Annotated in this window: 21 protein-coding genes; 11 read left to right on the top strand and 10 right to left on the bottom strand. The window is 41.4% G+C overall.

Annotated features, from left to right (window positions below; translation table 11 throughout):
- The first annotated feature begins 14 nt into the window (after positions 1-14).
- The 6 genes from surA to MTF68_RS16705 all read left to right on the top strand — a co-directional run bounded on the left by surA (position 15) and on the right by MTF68_RS16705 (position 6,439).
- Entirely contained in the window at positions 15-1,310 is a 1,296-nt protein-coding gene (surA, locus tag MTF68_RS16680; RefSeq protein WP_064385734.1) for a peptidylprolyl isomerase SurA, read from the top strand.
- 2 nt (positions 1,311-1,312) lie between these two features.
- Complete coding sequence (pdxA, locus tag MTF68_RS16685; RefSeq protein ID WP_248463116.1) at positions 1,313-2,305, top strand: 4-hydroxythreonine-4-phosphate dehydrogenase PdxA; 993 nt, start codon at positions 1,313-1,315, stop codon at positions 2,303-2,305.
- Positions 2,302-3,108 (top strand): 16S rRNA (adenine(1518)-N(6)/adenine(1519)-N(6))-dimethyltransferase RsmA, encoded by an 807-nt coding sequence (rsmA, locus tag MTF68_RS16690; RefSeq protein ID WP_004585856.1) that lies wholly within the window; start codon positions 2,302-2,304, stop codon positions 3,106-3,108. The genes pdxA and rsmA overlap by 4 nt, the downstream gene beginning before the upstream one ends.
- Positions 3,092-3,481, top strand: a complete 390-nt coding sequence (gene apaG / locus MTF68_RS16695) for a Co2+/Mg2+ efflux protein ApaG (RefSeq protein WP_004585855.1) — start codon at positions 3,092-3,094, stop codon at positions 3,479-3,481. Before rsmA ends, apaG begins: the two co-directional genes overlap by 17 nt.
- 11 nt (positions 3,482-3,492) lie before the next feature.
- Positions 3,493-4,311, top strand: coding sequence for a symmetrical bis(5'-nucleosyl)-tetraphosphatase (locus tag MTF68_RS16700; RefSeq protein ID WP_248442659.1), 819 nt, complete (start codon positions 3,493-3,495; stop codon positions 4,309-4,311).
- A 112-nt stretch (positions 4,312-4,423) separates the two neighbouring features.
- Positions 4,424-6,439 carry a methyl-accepting chemotaxis protein gene (locus tag MTF68_RS16705; RefSeq protein WP_248463117.1) on the top strand — a complete coding sequence of 672 codons (2,016 nt, stop codon included), beginning with the start codon at positions 4,424-4,426 and terminating at the stop codon, positions 6,437-6,439.
- 87 nt (positions 6,440-6,526) lie between these two features.
- Here MTF68_RS16705 and MTF68_RS16710 read toward each other — a convergent pair whose 3' ends face one another.
- Both MTF68_RS16710 and MTF68_RS16715 read right to left on the bottom strand, forming a co-directional pair.
- Positions 6,527-8,707 carry a YgiQ family radical SAM protein gene (locus MTF68_RS16710; protein ID WP_248442658.1) on the bottom strand — a complete coding sequence of 727 codons (2,181 nt, stop codon included), beginning with the start codon at positions 8,705-8,707 and terminating at the stop codon, positions 6,527-6,529.
- Positions 8,708-8,812: 105 nt separating this feature from the next.
- Positions 8,813-11,014 (bottom strand): EAL domain-containing protein, encoded by a 2,202-nt coding sequence (locus MTF68_RS16715; RefSeq protein WP_248463118.1) that lies wholly within the window; start codon positions 11,012-11,014, stop codon positions 8,813-8,815.
- 141 nt (positions 11,015-11,155) lie between these two features.
- On the opposite strand from MTF68_RS16715, the gene MTF68_RS16720 reads away from it, so the two are divergent.
- A complete protein-coding gene (locus MTF68_RS16720) occupies positions 11,156-11,737 on the top strand; it encodes an SRPBCC family protein (RefSeq protein WP_004585850.1) in 582 nt (193 codons plus the stop codon).
- Entirely contained in the window at positions 11,706-12,593 is an 888-nt protein-coding gene (locus MTF68_RS16725; protein ID WP_064385742.1) for a TIGR03899 family protein, read from the top strand. The genes MTF68_RS16720 and MTF68_RS16725 overlap by 32 nt, the downstream gene beginning before the upstream one ends.
- A gap of 24 nt (positions 12,594-12,617) precedes the next feature.
- Here MTF68_RS16725 and MTF68_RS16730 read toward each other — a convergent pair whose 3' ends face one another.
- The 8 genes from MTF68_RS16730 to MTF68_RS16765 form a co-directional block, all read right to left on the bottom strand.
- On the bottom strand, positions 12,618-13,388 hold the full coding sequence (locus MTF68_RS16730) for a TIGR04219 family outer membrane beta-barrel protein (protein WP_004585848.1): 771 nt from the start codon (positions 13,386-13,388) through the stop codon (positions 12,618-12,620).
- Positions 13,389-13,391: 3 nt separating this feature from the next.
- Positions 13,392-14,378 (bottom strand): DUF2333 family protein, encoded by a 987-nt coding sequence (locus tag MTF68_RS16735; RefSeq protein WP_004585847.1) that lies wholly within the window; start codon positions 14,376-14,378, stop codon positions 13,392-13,394.
- Between the two features lie 8 nt (positions 14,379-14,386).
- Positions 14,387-14,899 carry a copper chaperone PCu(A)C gene (locus MTF68_RS16740; protein WP_029773289.1) on the bottom strand — a complete coding sequence of 171 codons (513 nt, stop codon included), beginning with the start codon at positions 14,897-14,899 and terminating at the stop codon, positions 14,387-14,389.
- 79 nt (positions 14,900-14,978) lie between these two features.
- Positions 14,979-15,305, bottom strand: coding sequence for a hypothetical protein (locus MTF68_RS16745; RefSeq protein ID WP_024031509.1), 327 nt, complete (start codon positions 15,303-15,305; stop codon positions 14,979-14,981).
- A gap of 9 nt (positions 15,306-15,314) precedes the next feature.
- Complete coding sequence (locus MTF68_RS16750) at positions 15,315-15,521, bottom strand: PspC domain-containing protein (RefSeq protein ID WP_248463119.1); 207 nt, start codon at positions 15,519-15,521, stop codon at positions 15,315-15,317.
- A gap of 10 nt (positions 15,522-15,531) precedes the next feature.
- Positions 15,532-16,224, bottom strand: a complete 693-nt coding sequence (locus tag MTF68_RS16755) for a PspA/IM30 family protein (protein WP_248463120.1) — start codon at positions 16,222-16,224, stop codon at positions 15,532-15,534.
- A gap of 245 nt (positions 16,225-16,469) precedes the next feature.
- Positions 16,470-17,459 carry a tRNA dihydrouridine(20/20a) synthase DusA gene (dusA, locus tag MTF68_RS16760; RefSeq protein ID WP_282448331.1) on the bottom strand — a complete coding sequence of 330 codons (990 nt, stop codon included), beginning with the start codon at positions 17,457-17,459 and terminating at the stop codon, positions 16,470-16,472.
- A gap of 81 nt (positions 17,460-17,540) precedes the next feature.
- Positions 17,541-18,161 carry a MarC family protein gene (locus MTF68_RS16765; protein ID WP_004589061.1) on the bottom strand — a complete coding sequence of 207 codons (621 nt, stop codon included), beginning with the start codon at positions 18,159-18,161 and terminating at the stop codon, positions 17,541-17,543.
- 93 nt (positions 18,162-18,254) lie between these two features.
- Between MTF68_RS16765 and MTF68_RS16770 the strand changes: the two genes are divergently transcribed.
- From MTF68_RS16770 to MTF68_RS16780, 3 genes are all read left to right on the top strand, one after another.
- Positions 18,255-18,689: a transcriptional repressor gene (locus MTF68_RS16770; protein WP_029773280.1), complete on the top strand. Its 435-nt coding sequence runs from the start codon at positions 18,255-18,257 to the stop codon at positions 18,687-18,689.
- 72 nt (positions 18,690-18,761) lie between these two features.
- Positions 18,762-19,229 carry a chemotaxis protein CheX gene (locus MTF68_RS16775; protein ID WP_029773279.1) on the top strand — a complete coding sequence of 156 codons (468 nt, stop codon included), beginning with the start codon at positions 18,762-18,764 and terminating at the stop codon, positions 19,227-19,229.
- Positions 19,226-19,654: a secondary thiamine-phosphate synthase enzyme YjbQ gene (locus MTF68_RS16780; protein WP_248463121.1), complete on the top strand. Its 429-nt coding sequence runs from the start codon at positions 19,226-19,228 to the stop codon at positions 19,652-19,654. Before MTF68_RS16775 ends, MTF68_RS16780 begins: the two co-directional genes overlap by 4 nt.
- Positions 19,655-19,913 lie beyond the last annotated feature (259 nt).

The raw sequence follows: 19,913 nt of genomic DNA on the forward strand, positions 1-19,913 counted from the left end.
GTAGTAAAAAGAATATGAATTTAAAAAAACTATTATCAACAGCTATTTTAAGCTTAAGCTTATGCCATGGCGCATTTGCCGCCCCACAGGAAATCGACAAAGTAATTGGTGTTGTAAACCAAGGCGTAATTTTAAAAAGTGAAGTAGACACCATAATTAATCGTGTTAAAAAGCAAGCCGCAGAGCAAGGCCAACAACTTCCTAAAGACGAAACGCTTCGCGTACAAGCCGTTGAGCGTTTAGTTAACCAAACGCTTATGATGCAAATGGCTGAACGTATGGGCCTTGAAATTTCAGACAGCCAGTTAGACCAAACACTCGCGAATATGGCAAAAGATCAAGGCGGCAGCATTGCCGATCTTCGTCGTACCATTGAAGCCGCTGGCGAGAGCTTTCAAGCCTACCGCGAAGAAATTCGTAAAGAGATCACCACCCAACAGGTTACCCGTGCCAATGTAGATCGTCGAATCTATATTAGCCAACAAGAAGTAGATAACCTGTTAAAGATAATGGAAAGCCAAGGTCAAAACTCTGAAGAGTATGATATTGGCCACATCCTTATTGATATACCTAACGATGCAACAGCAGATGAAATCACCAGTGCTAAAACCCGTGCTGACAAAGTTATTGAGCTATTAAACGATGGCCAAGAGTTTAAACGCATCGCTATTTCATCATCAGGTGGCTCAAAAGCGCTTGAAGGCGGACAACTCGGTTATATGGGTATCAACGAAATGCCTTCGTTATTTGCCGAAGCTGTAAAAGGTCAAAAGAAAGGCGCTATTGTTGGCCCGCTTCGCTCGGGTGCTGGCTTTCATATAATTAAGGTGCAAGATGTACGTGGTCGCCAATTAGTAGAAACTACAGAAGTACGCTCACGCCATATTCTTATTAAGCCTTCAATTATTTTAAGTGAAGAAAAAGCACGTAGCATGCTAGCAGGATTTGCCAAAGATTTACGTGCAGGAAACGCTGACTTTGCTGAGCTTGCTAAAGAATACTCAGAAGATCCAGGCTCAGCCCTTAAAGGCGGTGAGTATGATTGGACTGACCCTACAACGTATGTACCGGCGTTTAAAGATACTTTATTATCACTTGATAAAAATCAAATTAGTGAACCATTTAGAACACAATTTGGTTGGCACATAGTACAACTTTTAGATAAACGTGTAGCAGATAAAACTGAGCTAGCTAAACGTAACCGTGCGCACGGCATGTTGTTTAATCGTAAATTTAAAGAAGAAAGTTTTAACTGGCAGCAAGAAATGCGCGAACAAGCCCATGTTGAAATTTTCCCTATAGACGAGTAATTATGACATTACGAATTGCAATTACCCCGGGTGAACCCGCGGGGATTGGCCCTGACTTGCTGCTGCAATTAGCGCAGCAACCATGGCAAGCTCAACTGGTCGCTATCGCCGACAAACAGATATTAAAAGAACGCGCTCAACACTTGGGCCTTAATATTGAGCTAATTGATTTTGATGAAAATGCCCCTGCAGCTATAGCGCCTGCAGGTAGCATTTATATTCACCAAGTAGATTTAGGCACTGACGTTAAGCTAGGTGAACTAGACGACTTAAACGGCCAATACGTGCTTGATACCTTACGTATTGCCAGCGAAAAAAATATGGACGGTACCTTTGATGCCGTTGTCACGGGCCCTGTTCATAAAGGGATTATTAATAAAGCCGGTATTTCCTTTAGTGGCCACACTGAGTACTTTGCTCAGCAGTCGGGCACCTCTGATGTCGTAATGATGCTAGCAACTGAAGGCTTGCGTGTTGCCCTAGTAACAACGCATATACCACTGGCTTATGTATCGCGTGCTATTACACAAGAGCGCTTAACTAAAGTTATTAGTATTTTAAACCACGACTTACAAACTAAGTTTGGTATTGAGCAACCAAAAATTTTAGTGTGTGGATTAAACCCCCATGCCGGCGAAGACGGTCATTTAGGCACTGAAGAAATAGAAACAATTTCACCTACGCTTGAGCTTTTAAACAGCCAAGGCATGAATTTAATTGGTCCGCTTCCTGCTGATACCCTATTTCAGGATAAATACCTCTCTCAAGCCGATGCCGTGCTTGCTATGTATCACGATCAGGGTTTACCTGTGCTAAAATACAAGGGATTTGGTAACTCGGTAAATATAACCTTAGGTTTACCATTTATCCGCACTTCGGTTGATCACGGTACTGCGCTTGATTTAGCAGGCACCGGTGACGCTGAAGTTGGCAGTTTTGAATTAGCGATCCGCGAAGCAATTAAGCTCGCCCATGAAAAAGCACAGAATCAATGACCGATAAAGTACATTTAGGACACCGCGCCCGTAAACGTTTTGGGCAAAACTTTTTATTTGATGAATCTATCATTGATAAAATAGTGACTGCAATCGATCCTAAACCACAAGACAACCTAGTAGAGATTGGCCCAGGTTTAGGCGCAATTACCGAGCCTGTTGCCGATTTAAGCGGCCAACTTACTGTTGTTGAGCTAGATAAAGACTTAGCTCAGCGTTTAATTGAGCACCCTTTTTTAGGTCCTAAATTAAACGTAAACCAAGGCGATGCAATGAAGTTTGACTTTGCAAGCCTAGTACGCGATGACAAAAAATTAAAAGTGTTTGGTAACCTGCCTTACAATATTTCTACGCCATTACTGTTTCATCTTTTTGAGTTTGCTGATCATATTGAGCACATGCACTTTATGCTGCAAAAAGAAGTAGTAAAACGTATGGTTGCAGGCCCAGGCAGCAAAACTTTTGGCCGCTTAAGCGTGATGACACAATACTACTGCCACGCAATGCCCGTGGTTGAAGTACCGCCAGAGTGTTTTAAACCAGCACCTAAAGTAGACTCTGCGGTTATTCGTCTGATCCCTAAAAAAGCCGAGCAACGTACCGCTAAAAGCGTGAAAATTTTAAACACCGTGTGTTTAGAAGCCTTTAACCAACGCCGTAAAACATTACGTAACAGCTTAGGCAACTTACTCACCGCAGATGAGCTTACCAGCATTGGTATTGATATTACTTTGCGTGCTGAAAGCCTAACGTTACAACAATTTATTGATATAGCTAATTGGATTTATGACAACAAGCAGTAATATTGGCTCTCCTGTAAAAGTCTCTGTAGAGACTTTTTATGTTGAAGGGCAATCTCAGCCTGAGCTAGAAAAGTACGTTTTTGCCTACTCAGTGACAATTAAAAACCACAGTCTTTGCAGCGCTACACTTTTAAGCCGTTATTGGTTGATCACCGATGCCAATGGTAAAGAAGTTGAAGTAGAGGGCGAAGGCGTTGTGGGCGAAACCCCCGTTATAGGCCCAGGCGAAACTTACAAATACACCAGTGGCGCAATATTAGACACCCCTGTTGGCACCATGCAGGGACACTACACACTGCGCAATGAGTTTGGCTCTGAGTTTGAAGCACCTATAAGCGTATTTCGTTTAGCGTGCCCTAACATTTTACATTAGTAAAAAGCGCCATGGCTGATTACGCAATTGGTGATTTACAAGGCTGCTTTAAAGAGTTTAGCCGCTTGCTCAAACGGGTTGACTTTAACCCAAGCAAAGATCACCTTTATTTAGTGGGCGATATCGTCGCACGTGGGCCGGACTCTCTGGCCTGCCTAGATTATATTTATCGCCATCAAGACAGCATGACTGTTACTTTAGGCAATCATGATTTACACATGGTTGCCTGTCACTATCTTAATAAGCCAATCAACCCCAAAGATAAACTCGGTGCTATTTTTGATAGTAAAAAGCTTCCTCACTATATCGCCTATTTGCAAACTCAGCCGCTTGCTATTTATTTAGCACAGCACCGCAGCTTTATATCGCATGCAGGGCTTAACCCTAATTGGTCTATAGAAAGCGCACTTAAACACGCACAGTTTGCTAAGCGTTGTTATCAATCGGCAAATGCTAAGCACTTTTTTGAAAAAATGTATCAGCCTCATCCCGCTATATGGCATGACGATTTAAACGAATTTGATAAGTTTAGGTACATTGTTAACTACTTTACCCGCATGCGCTTTTTAACCAGCAACAACACGTTAGAGCTTAGTGCGAAAGGCGCAATTAGCGATAATAAAACGTTAACAGCCTGGTTCACCCACCCTAATATAAAAGCATTAGAAAACAACCTTATATTTGGCCATTGGGCCGCTCTTGAAGGGGTTACTCAGCTCAATCACATACATGCGCTCGATACCGGATGCGTATGGGGCGGTGCTTTAACGATGATGAACTTGCAAACTAAGCAAAAAATAGTAGAAAAGCCGACGCTTTTATCTAAATAAACTGTAAAACCCCAGCACATATGTTAAATTTAAATTAATAGATATTAATTGCTTAACTTATTGGTTAAAAAGCCGATAAGATGTGATTGAAGTACTTTAATTGGAAATCCATATGAATCTGACAGTAAGCCAACGAATTTGGTGTGGTTTTATATTTATCACCTTATTACTCATAATCATTGGTGGTAACTCTTTAATAAAAATTGCGAGCATTGACCGCTCTACCCAGCAGGTAAACCAGTTATCACTGCCCGCGCTTAATAAAAGCTCAGAACTACAAGCTGAATTTATTTTAATGAGTAAAGCAGCCCAAGCTAGTTTTTATACCACCTCAAGCGCACAGCTCACCCCTATAAAACAAAAAGTACTTGAGCAAAAAGACAAATTCAACTCGCTGCACGCCGACCTTCAACGTGTTGTAAAAAACGATGCATCACTGAGTCAAAAAAGCCAAGCTGTAGAAAAAACCTACTTAAGCTTTTTAGGTACGGTCGAAAACCTATTAGCTGATAAAGATAAACAACTAGCACTTAATAAAACCCTCACAGCACAGCTTGAAACAATTGAGATTGCAGCTGAAGATGCCAATTCAGTCGTGCTTGATATCACTGATATTACTAACTTTGAGCAAAATCACGCACGCGCTTACCAAGCTGCCAATAACTTAGAAAACAACTTTATGTCTGTGGTGAGTAACAGTACCGATATGCTCACGGTTAAAACGACAAACACCTTAGATATTGTAAAAAATGAGCAAGCTTATTACCTTGACGAAGTTATTCGTACTTTAGCGTTAATAAAGCCAGCTATAGAGGAAGATAACAACGACCTATACAGTGATTTACAAGCATACGTTGATACCCTGATAGAAAATATCAGCGGTAATAATAGCCTAGCGGCCAATAAGCAGCGCCTTATTGATGCTATCGCACTTACCGAAAAAGAACTTGCCCAATCAGAGCAAGCAACCACTATGGCACTGTCGCAAATTGATGATTTAGTAACACAAGCAAGTACTGTAGCTTACAAATTACAAGAAGGTGTTCGCGAGGATGTAGACTCAGCGACGCTCTGGACATGGGCAGGTATGATCATCGCAACGTTAATTGCAATTGCAATTGCGATTCTTACCGTTAATAGAATCACTAAGCCACTGGCTGAGGTTAATCGGATTTTAGATATTGTTGCCAGCGGTGATATGACCCAACGCTTAGATGACTCTGCAAAAGATGAATTTGGCGAGCTATCAAAAAGCTGTAACACCCTTATAGATAGCTTACGTAGCTTAATTAAAGGCATTATTTCACGCTCAACTCAATTAGCAGCGGCGTCTGAGCAAACATCGGCCATTACCGGTGAGTCAAGCCAAGCTATTCGTAACCAACAAGCACAAGTAGAGCAAGCGGCAACAGCCACAACCGAAATGAGCAGCACGTCGCAAACAGTAAGCAACAGCGCACAGCAGGCACTTAACGAAATAAAAAATGCCGATAAAGAAGCTGAACGTGTAAAAGGTATATCTCATCAAAACAAAGCCACTATTGAGCAACTTGCTCGCGAGGTGGACGATGCATCAGGTGTTATTAATAAGCTTCATCAAGACAGCGCATCTATAGGCAGTATTTTAGATGTAATACGCGGCATTGCAGAGCAAACCAACCTATTAGCACTTAACGCTGCAATTGAAGCAGCACGTGCCGGTGAATATGGCCGAGGTTTTGCGGTAGTAGCGGATGAAGTACGCTCACTGGCAAGCAAAACACAAGAGTCGACCCAAGAGATACAATCTATGATTGAATCGCTTCAAAGTGGCGCAGAAGCGGCTGTAACAGCAATGGATAAAGGTAAACAGCAAGCAGAATCATGTGTTGAACAAAGTGACTTAGCAAGCAGCGCATTAGACTCAATTACACTTGCCGTATCGCAAGCGCACGATGTAAGTGAAGAAATCTCTACCGCTGCTCAAGAGCAACAACAAGTATCACAAGAAATTAGTGAACGTTTAGAATCTATTGTAGCCATAGCCGAGCAAACAGCTGAGGGTGCAAATCAAACAAACATTTCAAGCTCAGAAGTAGCCAAACTTGCTGAAGAGCTAAGAATATCGGTAGAAAACTTTAAAGTGTAATGTACACCTAACAACAGTAAATTAACGCAATAAAAAAACCCGATACTGTTACTCAGTATCGGGTTTTTTATTTACTTGTTTTAACACTTAGCGAGAAGCACGCTGGCGATTGCCGCCCACTTTAGGCTTAGTGTTAGCCTTTTTAAATTGGCTAAACCCAGTATGGCGCGTTAAGGCTGGGCGCCCTCCTTTACCAGCGCCTTTATTTGCTTTTTCATCGCGGCCTTCTTCTGGCACTAAGCAATTTGGGCCTTTACCAATTAAATTGGCTTTCCCCATACTACGCAGTGCATCGCGGATCATTGGCCAACCCGATGGATCGTGATAACGCAATATGGCTTTGTGTAAGCGACGTTGGCGCGCTCCTTTTGGCACAGGTACTTGCTCTTTGTTGTTTTTAATATTACGCAACGAGTTCATTTCTGTATGGTAAATGGTGGTTGCATTGGCCATAGGCGACGGGTAAAAATTTTGTACTTGGTCTAACTTAAAGTCGTTAGATTTAAGCCACAATGCCATGTTAACCATGTCTTCGTCTTTGGTACCTGGGTGCGCTGAAATAAAGTACGGTATTAAATACTGCTTTTTACCCGCTTCTTTTGAGTACTTATCAAATAATTCTTTAAATTGATCGTAAGCACCCATGCCCGGCTTCATCATTTTAGACAAAGGGCCATCTTCTGTGTGCTCAGGGGCAATTTTTAAATAGCCACCCACATGATGTGTCACCAGCTCTTTTACATATCGAGGGTCTTGTACGGCTAGATCGTAACGAACGCCTGAGGCGATCAAAATCTTTTTAATGCCTTTCACTTCACGAGCTTTTTTGTATAAATCGATAGTAGGTGTATGGTCTGTGTCCATGTGCTTACATATATCAGGATAAACACATGAGAGTCGCCTACAGGTACTTTCTGCTTTTTTGCTCGTACAGCGCAATTTATACATGTTGGCCGTTGGGCCACCTAAATCAGAAATAACACCGGTAAAACCAGGTACTTTATCTCTAATTTGCTCTATTTCATCAATAATCGACTCTTGCGAGCGACTTTGAATAATACGTCCTTCATGCTCGGTAATAGAGCAAAACGAACAGCCACCAAAACAGCCGCGCATAATATTAACCGACGTTTTAATCATATCGTAGGCTGGTATTTTTGCATCACCATAACTTGGGTGCGGTATACGCTGATAAGGCAAACCAAATACATCATCCATCTCATGGGTTTCGAGCGGAAATGCCGGCGGGTTAACCCAAATAGAGCGATCGCCATGGCGCTGAAATAACGCACGAGCACAACCTGGGTTGGTCTCTTGGTGCAAAATGCGCGAGGCATGAGCATAAAGCGGTTTATTAACGCTTACTTGCTCAAATGCAGGCAGTTTAACGTATGTTTTTTCCCACGGTTTAGGGCGCGCAGGCTGAATGGTAATGGGTTTAGCGGCCTCGGCTTTTAAATCAATACCGGCTTGCTTAAACTCTGATTTACTACACCCAACATCATCAGCCCCATAGGGGTTTGGGATAGGGTCAATTTTGCCTATTTTATCAATCGCTGTTGAATCACTTCCGCGCCAGCCCGGTATTGGCTCTTTACGAATAACCGCTGTACCACGAATATCCTGAATTGTATCCATAGTTTCGCCAGCGGCTATACGGTGGGCTACTTCCACCAGAGGGCGCTCTGCATTACCATAAATAAGGATGTCGGCTTTGGCATCAAATAAAATACTACGGCGTACTTTTTCTTGCCAGTAGTCGTAATGAGCAATACGGCGCAAGCTTGCTTCAATACCACCAATAACAATAGGCACACCTTTGTAGGCTTCGCGTAAGCGCTGAGAGTAAATCATCACCGCACGGTCAGGACGCTTGCCGCCCACATTACCTGGTGTATAGGCATCGTCATGGCGCATTCGTTTTTCAGCCGTGTAGCGGTTGATCATCGAATCCATGTTGCCGGCTGTTACACCAAAAAATAAGTTTGGTTTACCAAGCCCCATAAAGGCATCTTTTGATTGCCAATCTGGCTGAGCAATTATACCTACTCTAAAGCCTTGCGCTTCAAGTACACGGCCAATAACCGCCATACCAAAACTAGGGTGATCAACATAGGCATCGCCGCTAATAATTATAATGTCGCAGCTATCCCAGCCAAGAGCGTCCATTTCTTCGCGAGTGGTAGGTAAAAATGGGGCGGTGCCATAACATTCTGCCCAATATTTGGGGTATGAAAATAGCGCGCGTTCAGCTTTAAGGGAGCTCATAGTTTTGGCCGTAGAATAACAAAAGGCGCGAATTATATCCTAATACATTGCTTATTTATACAACATTGCCTAGAGATATCGCGCCTACTGTAAAGTCTGTTGATATTAAGTTTTTTTATTTCGCTCTTTAATAAACTCTAAAAGTTCGTGCTCAGGCATCGGCTTAGCGTACATAAAACCTTGTACTTCATCACACCCTAAGTTTTTCAAAAACTCTGCCTGCTGCTGTGTTTCTACACCTTCAGCAATTGTTTTTAGTCCTAGTTTAGCACCAAGCGACACCACCAAAGCAGCAATAGCACCGGTGTCGTTATCGGGTAAATCTTTTACAAATGCGCGGTCTATTTTAAGCCTATCAAGCGGTAAACTTTGTAAGTAACTTAACGAAGAAAAGCCCGTTCCAAAATCATCAATCGCAACTTCTACGCCTAATTCTTTTAACTCTTTTAGGGTATTGATCACGGTTTCTAATTCATCCATTACCACGCTTTCAGTCACTTCTAACTCTATATTGCAGGGTTTAACATCGTACTTTTGTAAGGTGTTTTTTACTGTTGAAGCGTAGCCTTTAACCTTAAATTGCGGCACAGATACATTTACAGCAATGCAAATTTCTTCACCGAGTGCCTCTAAGCGTTTTTGCTGTTGGCAAGCTTGTTCTAAAACCCATTGGCCAATATCAACAATTAAACCGGCATCCTCTGCTAAAGGCACAAACACCGCAGGAGATATAAACGAGCCATCTTCTGATGGCCAGCGCAGCAATGCTTCACAGCCAATCAAAGATAAATTATCAAGTGAAAGCTGAGGCTGATACCACACTTGGAGTTTTTGCCGAGCAAAGTCATGACGTAACTGCCTAATAATACCTAAGCGCCAAGCCATTTTGTCTTGCATATCAATATCGTAGTAAATACCCTCTTTGCATTTAAGCTTTTTAGCTTGATTTAACGCAATATAGGCAACTTTGAGTGTATCTAACCCAGTACTTTGAAAGTCTTGCTGCTGACATAAACCAATTCTAAAATCGACAGGTAAAATATGCTCGCCAGCACTAAAAGGCACACTTAGCACGTCGTTAAATTGTTCAAGGTCAAACTCCGTTTGGCGAATAATAAAGCCAAAAACATCTGCGCCAATACGCGACAATAACTTTGCGTCTGGGTAAGCATCTTTAAGCCGCTTTACAATCTCGATTAGCAAATGATTGCCAATTTCTTGTCCTAAGCCATTGTTAATATCTGCAAAACCAATCACATCAATTAATACAAAAACGTAGTCATTAACATGTGGTTTTTGATAACGCACCACCCGCTCAATAAAATTAGTACGATTAGAAATACCGGTCAGTACATCTTTGTAGGCCGCATCTCTTAGTTTTACAAACAGCCTTACGTTATCAAGGGCTACACTCACATTAGTAAGAAAAATCTCTGCAAATTGCAGCTGCGCATCACTCGGTTTATGCTCGCACTCTAAATAAATAGCAGCCTGGCGGTGCTTACTTTTAACAATAAAAGTTACGCTCGAATCGGTTTGGCAATGCTGAGCCGACTCAAAACACTGCTCTACTTGTTCAAGCGCAACGCTATCAACATTAACAAGCTTTTCACCAAAGTAGCTCTCATAATGGCCACTGCCACCCAATACTTGAATAAAGTTATCGCCATCTAGCTTACTGCATACCAACCCAACTTGCTGACACTCTAAAATAATGCCCAAGTGTTTAATAATCTCTTTGCACAACACTTTAATATCGGTAAGCCCTAAAATAGACTTTGAAGCCGAAACAATGGTGTTCATTGCATCACTTTGATACTCAAGTTGGCATACTTGCTCGTACGAGCGAATAGCGGTAATTAAAGAAGTTACTAATTTAGAACGAGTTAACTCTGTTTTTGTTTTATAATCGTTAATGTCATATTCGCGAATTACTTTTTCTTCTGGGGTGTTGCCCGCTTGGCCGGTTCGTAAAATAATTCGCACATGCTGATTGTTAAGCTCTTCGCGTACGCGTTTTACAACTTGCAAACCCGCATCATCAGATTCCATCACTACATCTAAAAAAATAACGGATATTGTATTATTGTTTTTGAGTATTTCGATGGCTTCGCTGCCAGAGTACGCATCGTGAAAACGCAGCCCTGCCCCCCAAAACTCTACGCCCGATAACGCAAGCTTAGTCACTGAATGTATTTCAGGATCGTCATCAACGATCAAAACATCCCAAAAATCAGATAATTCTTGGGTTATTTCTTCTTCGCTGTCTGGCGCTAAAAATAAAAAATCGCTTTGCTCTGACGACATTATCTACCCTTTATCAGTTTTAATACTTATATAAGCTCATACCTATGTGCTAAAAATATATTTTTGGTTTATAGGCTAATTCATACTATAGTCGATTAATAAAAAGTTGTTATATTTCAAACTAAAAAACTCGTAAAAGGTGTGCCTATTAAATTTTTTAAAATCCTTATAAAAACGCTCTTATTGTTAGTTTTAGTGGCTATTTTGATTGGTTTAACCCTGCCGCAAAATTACAGCGTAAATAAAAACATACAAATAAATGCCAATGTAGCGACCGTTAAATCGCTGGTTTCTGACTTTAGCCTTTGGCATACATGGTCGCCTTGGGGGAAAGTAGATCCGTCTATCACTTTTACTTTAGGCGAACCTAGTCGCGGTATAGGCGCGCATCAATCGTGGCAAAGTGACTGGGGGTATGGAGAAATGACCATTACGTCGCTTTCGCAAAATAAAATGACCTTTAATGCACTTTTAAAAAATGAGCATATTATTGAAGGTGAAATTACATTTACCGAAGTAGAAGGTGTGGTAAATGTAACGTGTAATATTAATGGCCAAACCAATACCCCGCTAATTTCGGGTTATCTATCAATTTTTAGCGAGTATGTATTAAGCAATACAGTGTCACTTGGCTTAAATAACTTACAAACAGTGGCGCAATTACGCGACCAAAAAACACAGCTGGATAACGATGACAGTAAAATCAGCCCAAGCGAGAATTAACCTCGCCAATATAATTGAGTCTTTACTTGGCTACCCCGTAAAAAAAATAACCACAAATACAGGGCAACCAAGTACAGATCAAAGTTACGGCTCTAAAGGCGATCTAAACCCGCTTTATCACATAAATAGCGATAACCCTATTTTAGCGCGCGCCCAAAAGCGCCAAGATTTACTGCTTATAAAACAGCAGCAAAATATAGAAACCATTTTAGCTAAAGCAATGGGATTTTGCCCCGATGTGGCAAGCAATAAGCAACCAGATGCCGACTGGATAGAGCGCTTTATTGCCCTATGTGAAGACACCTCAAATGAATCGATGCAAACACTGTGGGCTAAAATTTTAACTGGCGAGACGCTCAACCCCGGTACATTTTCTATAAAAAGCTTACAAACACTCAAGCATATGACCCAACGCGAAGCAGATGCATTACAAAAGTGTGTATCGCTGAGCAGCTACAACGCAAAAGACGACAGCCACTTTATTTTATTAGGGTTTTATAAAAAGCCTTCGCTTTTCGACTTACTACGAAAAGGCAATAAGGTATCGCTAAATTTAGGAAAAACGGGGATCAGCTTTCCTGATATTTTAACGCTAATGGATCTTAATTTACTCTACAGAAAAGAAATAGAATCGGCGGTATTAAAAGCAGGACAAGAACTCACCCTGTCGTTTTTATCGCAAAAAGTGACGTTAAAAGCTAAAAGCAGTGACTTAGTATTAAGCTATTACAAGTTTACCCAAACAGGCGATGAGCTTTCTAAGCTTATAAATTACCCTGTAAATAAGGTGTATAAGCAATTAATTAATAATGCATTGGAGGGAGAATTTGATTTAACGTGGCATGTTAATAAATAACACACCACGCTGTAAGCTCACTAATTAAAAGTGAACTTGAATACCCGCAAATGGGCCTGATGCGTCAATATCGGTATTAATATCATCAACATCATCTAGCTCTAACGTCATTGAGCGGTAACCTGCTTTAATAGCTACATCTACCGCTAGGTTATCAATAAGTTCATACGCTACGCCTACTTGGTAGTCTTGTACTTTACTATCGTCGATAGCCAAAAAGCTACCTTCAAAAAACACGCTTAAACCCGTAAATGGTAAGCCTGCTTCAGCACGGCCATACGCAAGTGGCACAAAGCCCGAAAAATCTTTAGTTTCAGAGAAGTTAGTGCCACCTTGTTGAGTGGTACCAGTTACAACAATGTCACCGTCAAACTGCTTTGCGTTTAAACCTAAATCAATTGAAATTAAATCGTTATCAAAGATTTCGTAATAAAGAATGTAATCAATGTGAGTTAAATCACTTAATGTATTTGCAGTTGTACCAACCACGTAATCTGAGCCATTAAAGCTAAACGTATCAGTAAGGGTTGCTGAGCCATTAAGTTCAAGCTCAGTGTATTTAAGCTTTAGGTTAGGAACTAATGGCACTGGGTGCTCTAGTGCCGCGTAGTAGCTAATAAAGGTTTCGTCTTCAAAATTAAAATCTTGTGGTGCGTTATCTTTGTAAGAAAACTGACCGTCGTTATCTGACTGCCAGCCATCAACACCTACATATAAACCTAATAGAGTGTCTGCCTGTGCTGCAGGGGCTAAACATGCCATTGAAAGGGCAGCTGCTAAACAATACTTTTTCATTTTTTATCCTTGAGCTAGTAGTTCGCTAAGTTCGATTAAAGCCGCATTGGCTCTTGAAATATAATTTGCCATAACTAAAGAATGATTTGCCACAAAGCCAAAACCATTCCCGTTTAATATAATTGGGCTCCACACGGTTTCTTGTGTTGCCTCAAGCTCACGTATAATTTGCTGTAAGCTTACACGCGCATTTTTCTTTTCTAATACATCAGCAAAGTCATACTCAACTGCTTGTAAAAAGTGTAATAACGCCCACGTTGCACCGCGCGACTCGTAAAACACGTCGTCTATTTCCCACCACGACGTTCTTACTTGTTGCTGAAGTGGTGTGTAGGTCGCTTGCGTGTTTGAAGAATTACCGGCTAAATCGGTATTTACTTTGTCTTGGCCAACACTTGCACTTAAACGCTGACTTAAACTGCCTAAACGCTTTTCGGCTTCTTTTAACCAGCTACGTAGATTATCTGCACGTGAATAAAATTGGCTATCGCGCTCATGCTCGTTAGCAATTTGTGAGCGGTACACAAGAAGGTAGTCTATTCCCTTTTGGTACTCTCCCTCGGCACTTGGCCACGCCCATGCCTCAGAGCTAATATTAAATTGTGGCTGCGCTTTTTTGAGGGCTTCATGTTCGGTAGATTGCGACTGTGAACGGCTAAAGTCTTTACGCATTGATAGCGCTAAATCACGCACCATTTCAAGCGCGCCATATTCCCACGCAGGCATGTCATCCATTATCACACTTGGCGGCATCACATCGTTTGATAAATATCCACCTTGCTTATCAAGTAATGTGCTAGCAACGGTAATAAGCGTTGAGGTGGTTGTATAGCCTGTTACCATTTTTTCGTTGCGTGCTTGCGCGGTTTCTTTTGCATTAGTTACTACGTTAAAACGTGCCGGCTCAATGCTCCAATAAACTGCAATAGCGTAAAAAATAATAAGTAGTACCACCAAGGCACCAGCTATTTTTCCTTTATGTTGCGACATTTATCCTCCTAGTGATGAGCGTGTTGTTTTTTAGATGGCTTTGAATGCGCAGCTTGCGCTTCAAGCGAAACCACTTGAGCATTAGTAAACAAGCGGTTACCGTCACTAAAATATAGCGTGAGTTTACGTTCTTGCCCTACTTTTAGTGGCTCTTGTGGATCAAATACCATTAAATGGTAACCACCAGGCTCAAAGCTTAGGCTTTCATGGCCCTTAATAGTAACGGCTTTAACCTGCTGCATTTTCATCATGCCATTGACATGTTTGTGCTCATGTATTTCTACACGGCCTAAACCTTCGATGGTTGCTTTAGTTAATTTAGCAACACCACCACCGTGGTTAGAAATTGTTAAATAGCCAACACTCGACTTACTACCAGGCAAAAACGCCCTTACTTGTGCATGGCTTACTTCAAGCTTAGCTTCGTCTGTATCGTGGCTGTGCCCAGCATGTGCAGCAACCGATGACGAAAACACATTAATCATTAACGCCGAGGCCATAAAAAAGCACTGCTTCATCATCGCTTTATTCCTTGTGAAAGCATAAAATTTCACTTTAAATTTAACATAGTTAACTAATAATAGTCAGTTAAATTAAGGCTTAAGAGGTTACTTTTTTGTTATCGAGCACCAACCAGCACAGTACAGCTACAAATAATAATGGCCAGGCTATCATCACTGAACCAAATAACAGTGCCAAAATGGTGCCAACCAGCGCGACAATCCCTGCGCCTATTAACCCCATGGTCACTAAAGCCATTACGGCTACCACTGCAATAATAGCGACTAATACACCAGCCAGCTCAAGCCCCACCCAGCTCATATCTGCAATCCAAAGTGGAAACTGCCATGAATCAAAATGTATTAGCGACACAGTATCAGTAAAAAGTAACACATATACGACAACACATATTGCTAAGGTTTTCATATCCCTCTCCTAATACGCACGCTCTTCAAGGCAGCAGTGAGCAATCAAATAACCAAGCGCCACTGCAAACGGAAAACTTATAAATAATAAAATAGTTACTAACCGTGTTGACCACACTGGAAAATCAAGGCGACGCGCTAACCCACTGCATACGCCCGATATTTTTTTATTCAGTGAATTTTTGTTCCAACCACGCTGTGTTTTAAAGTTATTCATACTTTACTCCTTAAGCGCTTGGCGCAGTTGTATTGGTATTACTTTGCTTAACACTGGCTTTTAAACGAGCCAGCTCTGCATCTATTTTTTCATTTTTTACTAAAGACTCAATTTGCTCAGCGGTTGATTGCGCTGTATTTGTAAGTTCATAAGCATCAACCTGTGCTTCTATGCCTTCCACTTTTTGCTCTATCATTTCAAAGCGAGACAAAGCATTTGCGACCTTGTCACTGTGTAATTGCATGTTCACTTTTTCACGTGCAGCAACAATATCGTGGCGTTTTATTAATTGAGCTTGTTTGCTTTTAGCTTGCGCCATTTTTTGCTGTAAACGCTCACAATCTGCCGTAATTTTCTCTATCGACTCTTTTAGAGTATTTAGCTGAGTGTTTTTTGCTGCAATTTGCTCATCTACTCGCTGTTTTTCTACTAACGCAGACTTGGCTAAATCGTCACGGTTTTTAGCAACTGCCAGCTCAGCTTTTGTTTGCCACAAAGTTAAGTCTTTTTGTTTTTGTGCAATTTGGCGTTTAAGCGTTTTTTCTTCGCACAGCAAGGCTGCGGCCGTGCTTCTACATTCGTTAAGCGCTTCTTGCATTTCACTTAGCATAAGGTTGAGGAGTTTTTCTGGGTCTTCTGCTTTATCCAGCATGGCAGCAATATTGGATTGGATAACATCATTTACGCGATTAAATGTACTCATTGTTTTGTCCTGTTGTTTTTAATTGATAACAACAACAAGATTCCAAGAGTTATGCCAAGTAACAAAAATTTATTTATAATCTTTTATATTCAATTAGTTAGGTAACTAACACGTTATTTAAAACTGACTAAAAACTGAATATTAATAAGCGAAAATCACTAATTTATTTATCTTTTGACTAAATTTTAGTTATAAAAAAACCACTTTATAAAGTGGTTTTTTTATAACTGTTCAGCGCTTTACTATTACTCAGGCACAAAACTTAATGCTTTATCCATTACCGACAAATCAGCCTGTTTACCGTGACCGTTTTCTGAAAGGTGACGTCTAAATCCGCGCGCCCCTGGCTGCCCCTGAAAAATCCCCAGCATATGGCGTGCTATATGCCAAAAGTTAGCACCTAAACGCATTTCCTCTTCTATGTAATCATACATAGCGCGCACCACATCGTGACGAGTCTGAGTATTAGCCACCTCACCGTAAATCTTTTCATCCACCTCATTAAGCATAAATGGATTACTATATGCTTCGCGACCAATCATAACGCCGTCTATATGCGCTAAATGCGCTAGGCTTTCTTCAATTGTTTTAACGCCGCCATTAATGCTTAAATCGAGCTGTGGGTAGTCTTTTTTTAGTTGGTAAACGCGTGGGTAATCAAGAGGCGGTACTTCACGATTTTCTTTAGGGCTTAAACCATTTAACCACGCTTTACGGGCATGAATAATAAAGTCATCACAGCCAACTTTATGGCTGGCTTCAATTAATGCGCATAAAAACTCATACGAGTCTTGCTCATCAATACCGATGCGTGTTTTTACCGTAACAGGTATACTAACTTCACTTTTCATTGCCGCAACACACTGTGCAACCAGCTCAGGCTCGGCCATTAGGCATGCACCAAAGCGCCCGTTTTGTACTCTATCTGAAGGGCAGCCTACATTTAAGTTAATCTCATCGTAACCGCGCTCACCCGCAAGCTTTGCACACTTTGCTAGCGCCTCAGGATCAGACCCCCCCAGCTGCAAAGCAACCGGCCCCTCGTGCTGATTAAAGTGTAGGTAATCGCCGCGACCAAATAAAATCGCCCCCGTGGTGATCATCTCAGTGTATAAAACAGTGTGCTTAGTCATCTTACGATGAAAAGTGCGACAATGACGATCAGTCCAATCAAGCATGGGTGCAACAGAAAAACGTCTGTTTAACGTTGGATTATCTAATGTGCGTTTTTGCAATGTAAAAGCCTCGGGGATTATAAGTAAATGCGCCCATAAAAAGGCGCTGTATTTTACACAAAAGCCTAATTAGCATCAATGTTAGCTGTATATTTGTAAACCAAAATAATGCGCGATACCGTTGAGTATATTTGTAACTGCCACAGAGCTTAAAATTAACCCCATGATTCTACTTATAATACTTGCGCCACTGTCGCCTATTAATTTATGCACATGATTTGCGAGTAACAACAGCACAAGCACAACAACTAATACAACCAACATCATCGACGATGTAGTAACTTGCTCAACCCACGTGTATTCTTCGTTACGGGTCATCAGTACTGCGCCAAGCATGGCGCCTGGGCTTGCTATAGAGGGAATGGCTAGCGGAAAAATAGCTGTTTCTGTGCTGTCGCGCACACTTTTAATCTCAGACTCGGGCTTACTTTCACCAAAAATCATTGAAAGCGCAAAAATAAGCAGGACTATGCCCCCAGCTATTTGAAACGCCGACAGCGGTATTTCAATTGCATTTAATAGCTGCTCACCGGCAATAACAAAAAAGAGTAAAACCACAGCGGATACACCGACGGCTTTAAAAACAACTTTTCGTTTAAACTTTTCATCTTCCCCACGTGTCACAGCAATAAATACAGGCACTGTACCTATAGGGTCTATCACCGCAAAAAAGAAAATAAATATAGCTACCAGTTCATGCATTAATGGGGTTCCTAGATAAAAGTGTTTAATAAAAACGCTGCAAGTACAACACAGTATGTTAGTATATCACGGTAGCGTAAGGATAAGAGAATGATGAATATAGAATCACTCGTAAGTAAAGCAAAACAAGTTTGTGACAACCGTGGTGCGCGTTTTACGCCTATCCGCGAAAAAGTATTTCGCCTATTAGCTAGCGCCCAAGGCGGCGTTGGGGCGTACGATTTACTTGAACAATTAAAAGTAACAGAAACAGGCGCAAAACCTGCAACAATTTACCGTGCGCTAGACTTTTTATCAGAGCTGGGCTTTATTCACAAAATAGAAAGCACCAATGCATTTATGCTTTGCCATCACTTTGATCATATTCATCCTGTGCAGCTATTAATTTGTGACAGTTGTGGCTTTGTAAAAGAGCTGCACTCTACGGTTATTTCTCACGAGCTAAACAACTTAGCAGCAGAAAGCGGCTTTGTTGTATCAGGGCAAACTATTGAAGCACACGGTAAGTGTGAGTCTTGTAGAAGCTAAACCCAAAGTTTGTTTTAAAGCTATACTCATATTTAGATAGCCACTTTAGCACCAATTTTAAGAGTACCTAACATGAATGTTGAGTTCATTAATCCATTTTTATCTTCTTTGATCAATGTGTTATCTACAATGGCACAAACCGAGTTAAAACCAGGTAAGCCGCGTATAAAAACAGACGAAGTCGCCTGTGGCGATGTATCTGGTTTAATTGGCATGGTGGGCGCGCAAACTCGTGGCTCATTTTCAATTACCTTTGATGAAAACTTAGCTCTGACTATCATGGAACGCATGCTTGGTGAGCGCCCTGACAACATAGACGATGAAGTAACTGATATGGTTGGGGAAATTACTAATATGGTTACCGGTGGAGCTAAAAACTTACTCGGCGAAAAAGGCTATGACTTTGATATGGCTACGCCCATTGTAGTTGCAGGTAAAGGCCACACCATCACACATAAAAGTAAGGGCAAAAAAATAATTATGCCATTTAGCTGTGATGCAGGCGATGCAAATATAGAAGTTAGCTTTGATAAGTTATGAGCTGGCAACAAACTCAAATAACTTTAAAACCACGCGCTCGAGGATTTCATTTGATAGATGATGAAATACTCGCGCAGCTGAGCGAGCTGGCCAATTATAAAGTTGGCCTATTACATTTGTTTATTCAGCACACGTCGGCAAGTTTAACCATAAACGAAAACGCCGATCCTACAGTGCGCATGGATATGGAAAGCCACTTTAACCATTTCGTTCCTGAGCGCCAGCCTTACTATCGTCACGATTACGAAGGTGATGATGATATGCCAGCCCATATAAAAACCAGTACGTTAGGGTGTGAATTAAGTATTCCTATAAGCAATGGGCGCTTAGCGCTAGGTACATGGCAAGGTATTTACTTAGGCGAGCATCGCGACGCTGGCGGTGCAAGATGTATTATAGCGACCTTGCAAGGCGAAACCTTTTAACCTTGTATTGACCTCCCCTCCCTAGCTTTTACCCACGTCACTTCGCATTATTTAAAACCCTTTATATCGCGCGGTGGCATGCGGCCACTCGTGCGTTTAATATTTATAAATAATTTTCGTAGGTATAAATCAGATCAAAATATTGTTTTAGAGGTGTTTATTTTAGTGGGATATTTAGAGAGATTGGAGCGGCACACGAGGCTCGAACTCGTGACCTCGACCTTGGCAAGGTCGCGCTCTACCAACTGAGCTAGTGCCG

Origin of the sequence: Pseudoalteromonas sp. 2CM37A, assembly GCF_023161885.1 — a bacterium.
GTDB classification, from domain to species: domain Bacteria; phylum Pseudomonadota; class Gammaproteobacteria; order Enterobacterales; family Alteromonadaceae; genus Pseudoalteromonas; species Pseudoalteromonas atlantica.

Coding starts and splice junctions, on each gene's coding strand:
- MTF68_RS16770 (WP_029773280.1), top strand. CDS start 18,255: ATGAATATAGAATCACTCGTAAGTAAAGCAAAACAAGTTTGTGACAAC.
- surA (WP_064385734.1), top strand. CDS start 15: ATGAATTTAAAAAAACTATTATCAACAGCTATTTTAAGCTTAAGCTTA.
- MTF68_RS16730 (WP_004585848.1), bottom strand. CDS start 13,388: ATGAAAAAGTATTGTTTAGCAGCTGCCCTTTCAATGGCATGTTTAGCC.
- MTF68_RS16765 (WP_004589061.1), bottom strand. CDS start 18,161: ATGCATGAACTGGTAGCTATATTTATTTTCTTTTTTGCGGTGATAGAC.
- MTF68_RS16750 (WP_248463119.1), bottom strand. CDS start 15,521: ATGAATAACTTTAAAACACAGCGTGGTTGGAACAAAAATTCACTGAAT.
- apaG (WP_004585855.1), top strand. CDS start 3,092: ATGACAACAAGCAGTAATATTGGCTCTCCTGTAAAAGTCTCTGTAGAG.
- MTF68_RS16705 (WP_248463117.1), top strand. CDS start 4,424: ATGAATCTGACAGTAAGCCAACGAATTTGGTGTGGTTTTATATTTATC.
- pdxA (WP_248463116.1), top strand. CDS start 1,313: ATGACATTACGAATTGCAATTACCCCGGGTGAACCCGCGGGGATTGGC.
- MTF68_RS16715 (WP_248463118.1), bottom strand. CDS start 11,014: ATGTCGTCAGAGCAAAGCGATTTTTTATTTTTAGCGCCAGACAGCGAA.
- MTF68_RS16755 (WP_248463120.1), bottom strand. CDS start 16,224: ATGAGTACATTTAATCGCGTAAATGATGTTATCCAATCCAATATTGCT.
- MTF68_RS16780 (WP_248463121.1), top strand. CDS start 19,226: ATGAGCTGGCAACAAACTCAAATAACTTTAAAACCACGCGCTCGAGGA.
- MTF68_RS16775 (WP_029773279.1), top strand. CDS start 18,762: ATGAATGTTGAGTTCATTAATCCATTTTTATCTTCTTTGATCAATGTG.
- MTF68_RS16710 (WP_248442658.1), bottom strand. CDS start 8,707: ATGAGCTCCCTTAAAGCTGAACGCGCGCTATTTTCATACCCCAAATAT.
- MTF68_RS16745 (WP_024031509.1), bottom strand. CDS start 15,305: ATGAAAACCTTAGCAATATGTGTTGTCGTATATGTGTTACTTTTTACT.
- rsmA (WP_004585856.1), top strand. CDS start 2,302: ATGACCGATAAAGTACATTTAGGACACCGCGCCCGTAAACGTTTTGGG.
- MTF68_RS16740 (WP_029773289.1), bottom strand. CDS start 14,899: ATGATGAAGCAGTGCTTTTTTATGGCCTCGGCGTTAATGATTAATGTG.
- MTF68_RS16735 (WP_004585847.1), bottom strand. CDS start 14,378: ATGTCGCAACATAAAGGAAAAATAGCTGGTGCCTTGGTGGTACTACTT.
- MTF68_RS16700 (WP_248442659.1), top strand. CDS start 3,493: ATGGCTGATTACGCAATTGGTGATTTACAAGGCTGCTTTAAAGAGTTT.
- MTF68_RS16725 (WP_064385742.1), top strand. CDS start 11,706: ATGACAGTAAAATCAGCCCAAGCGAGAATTAACCTCGCCAATATAATT.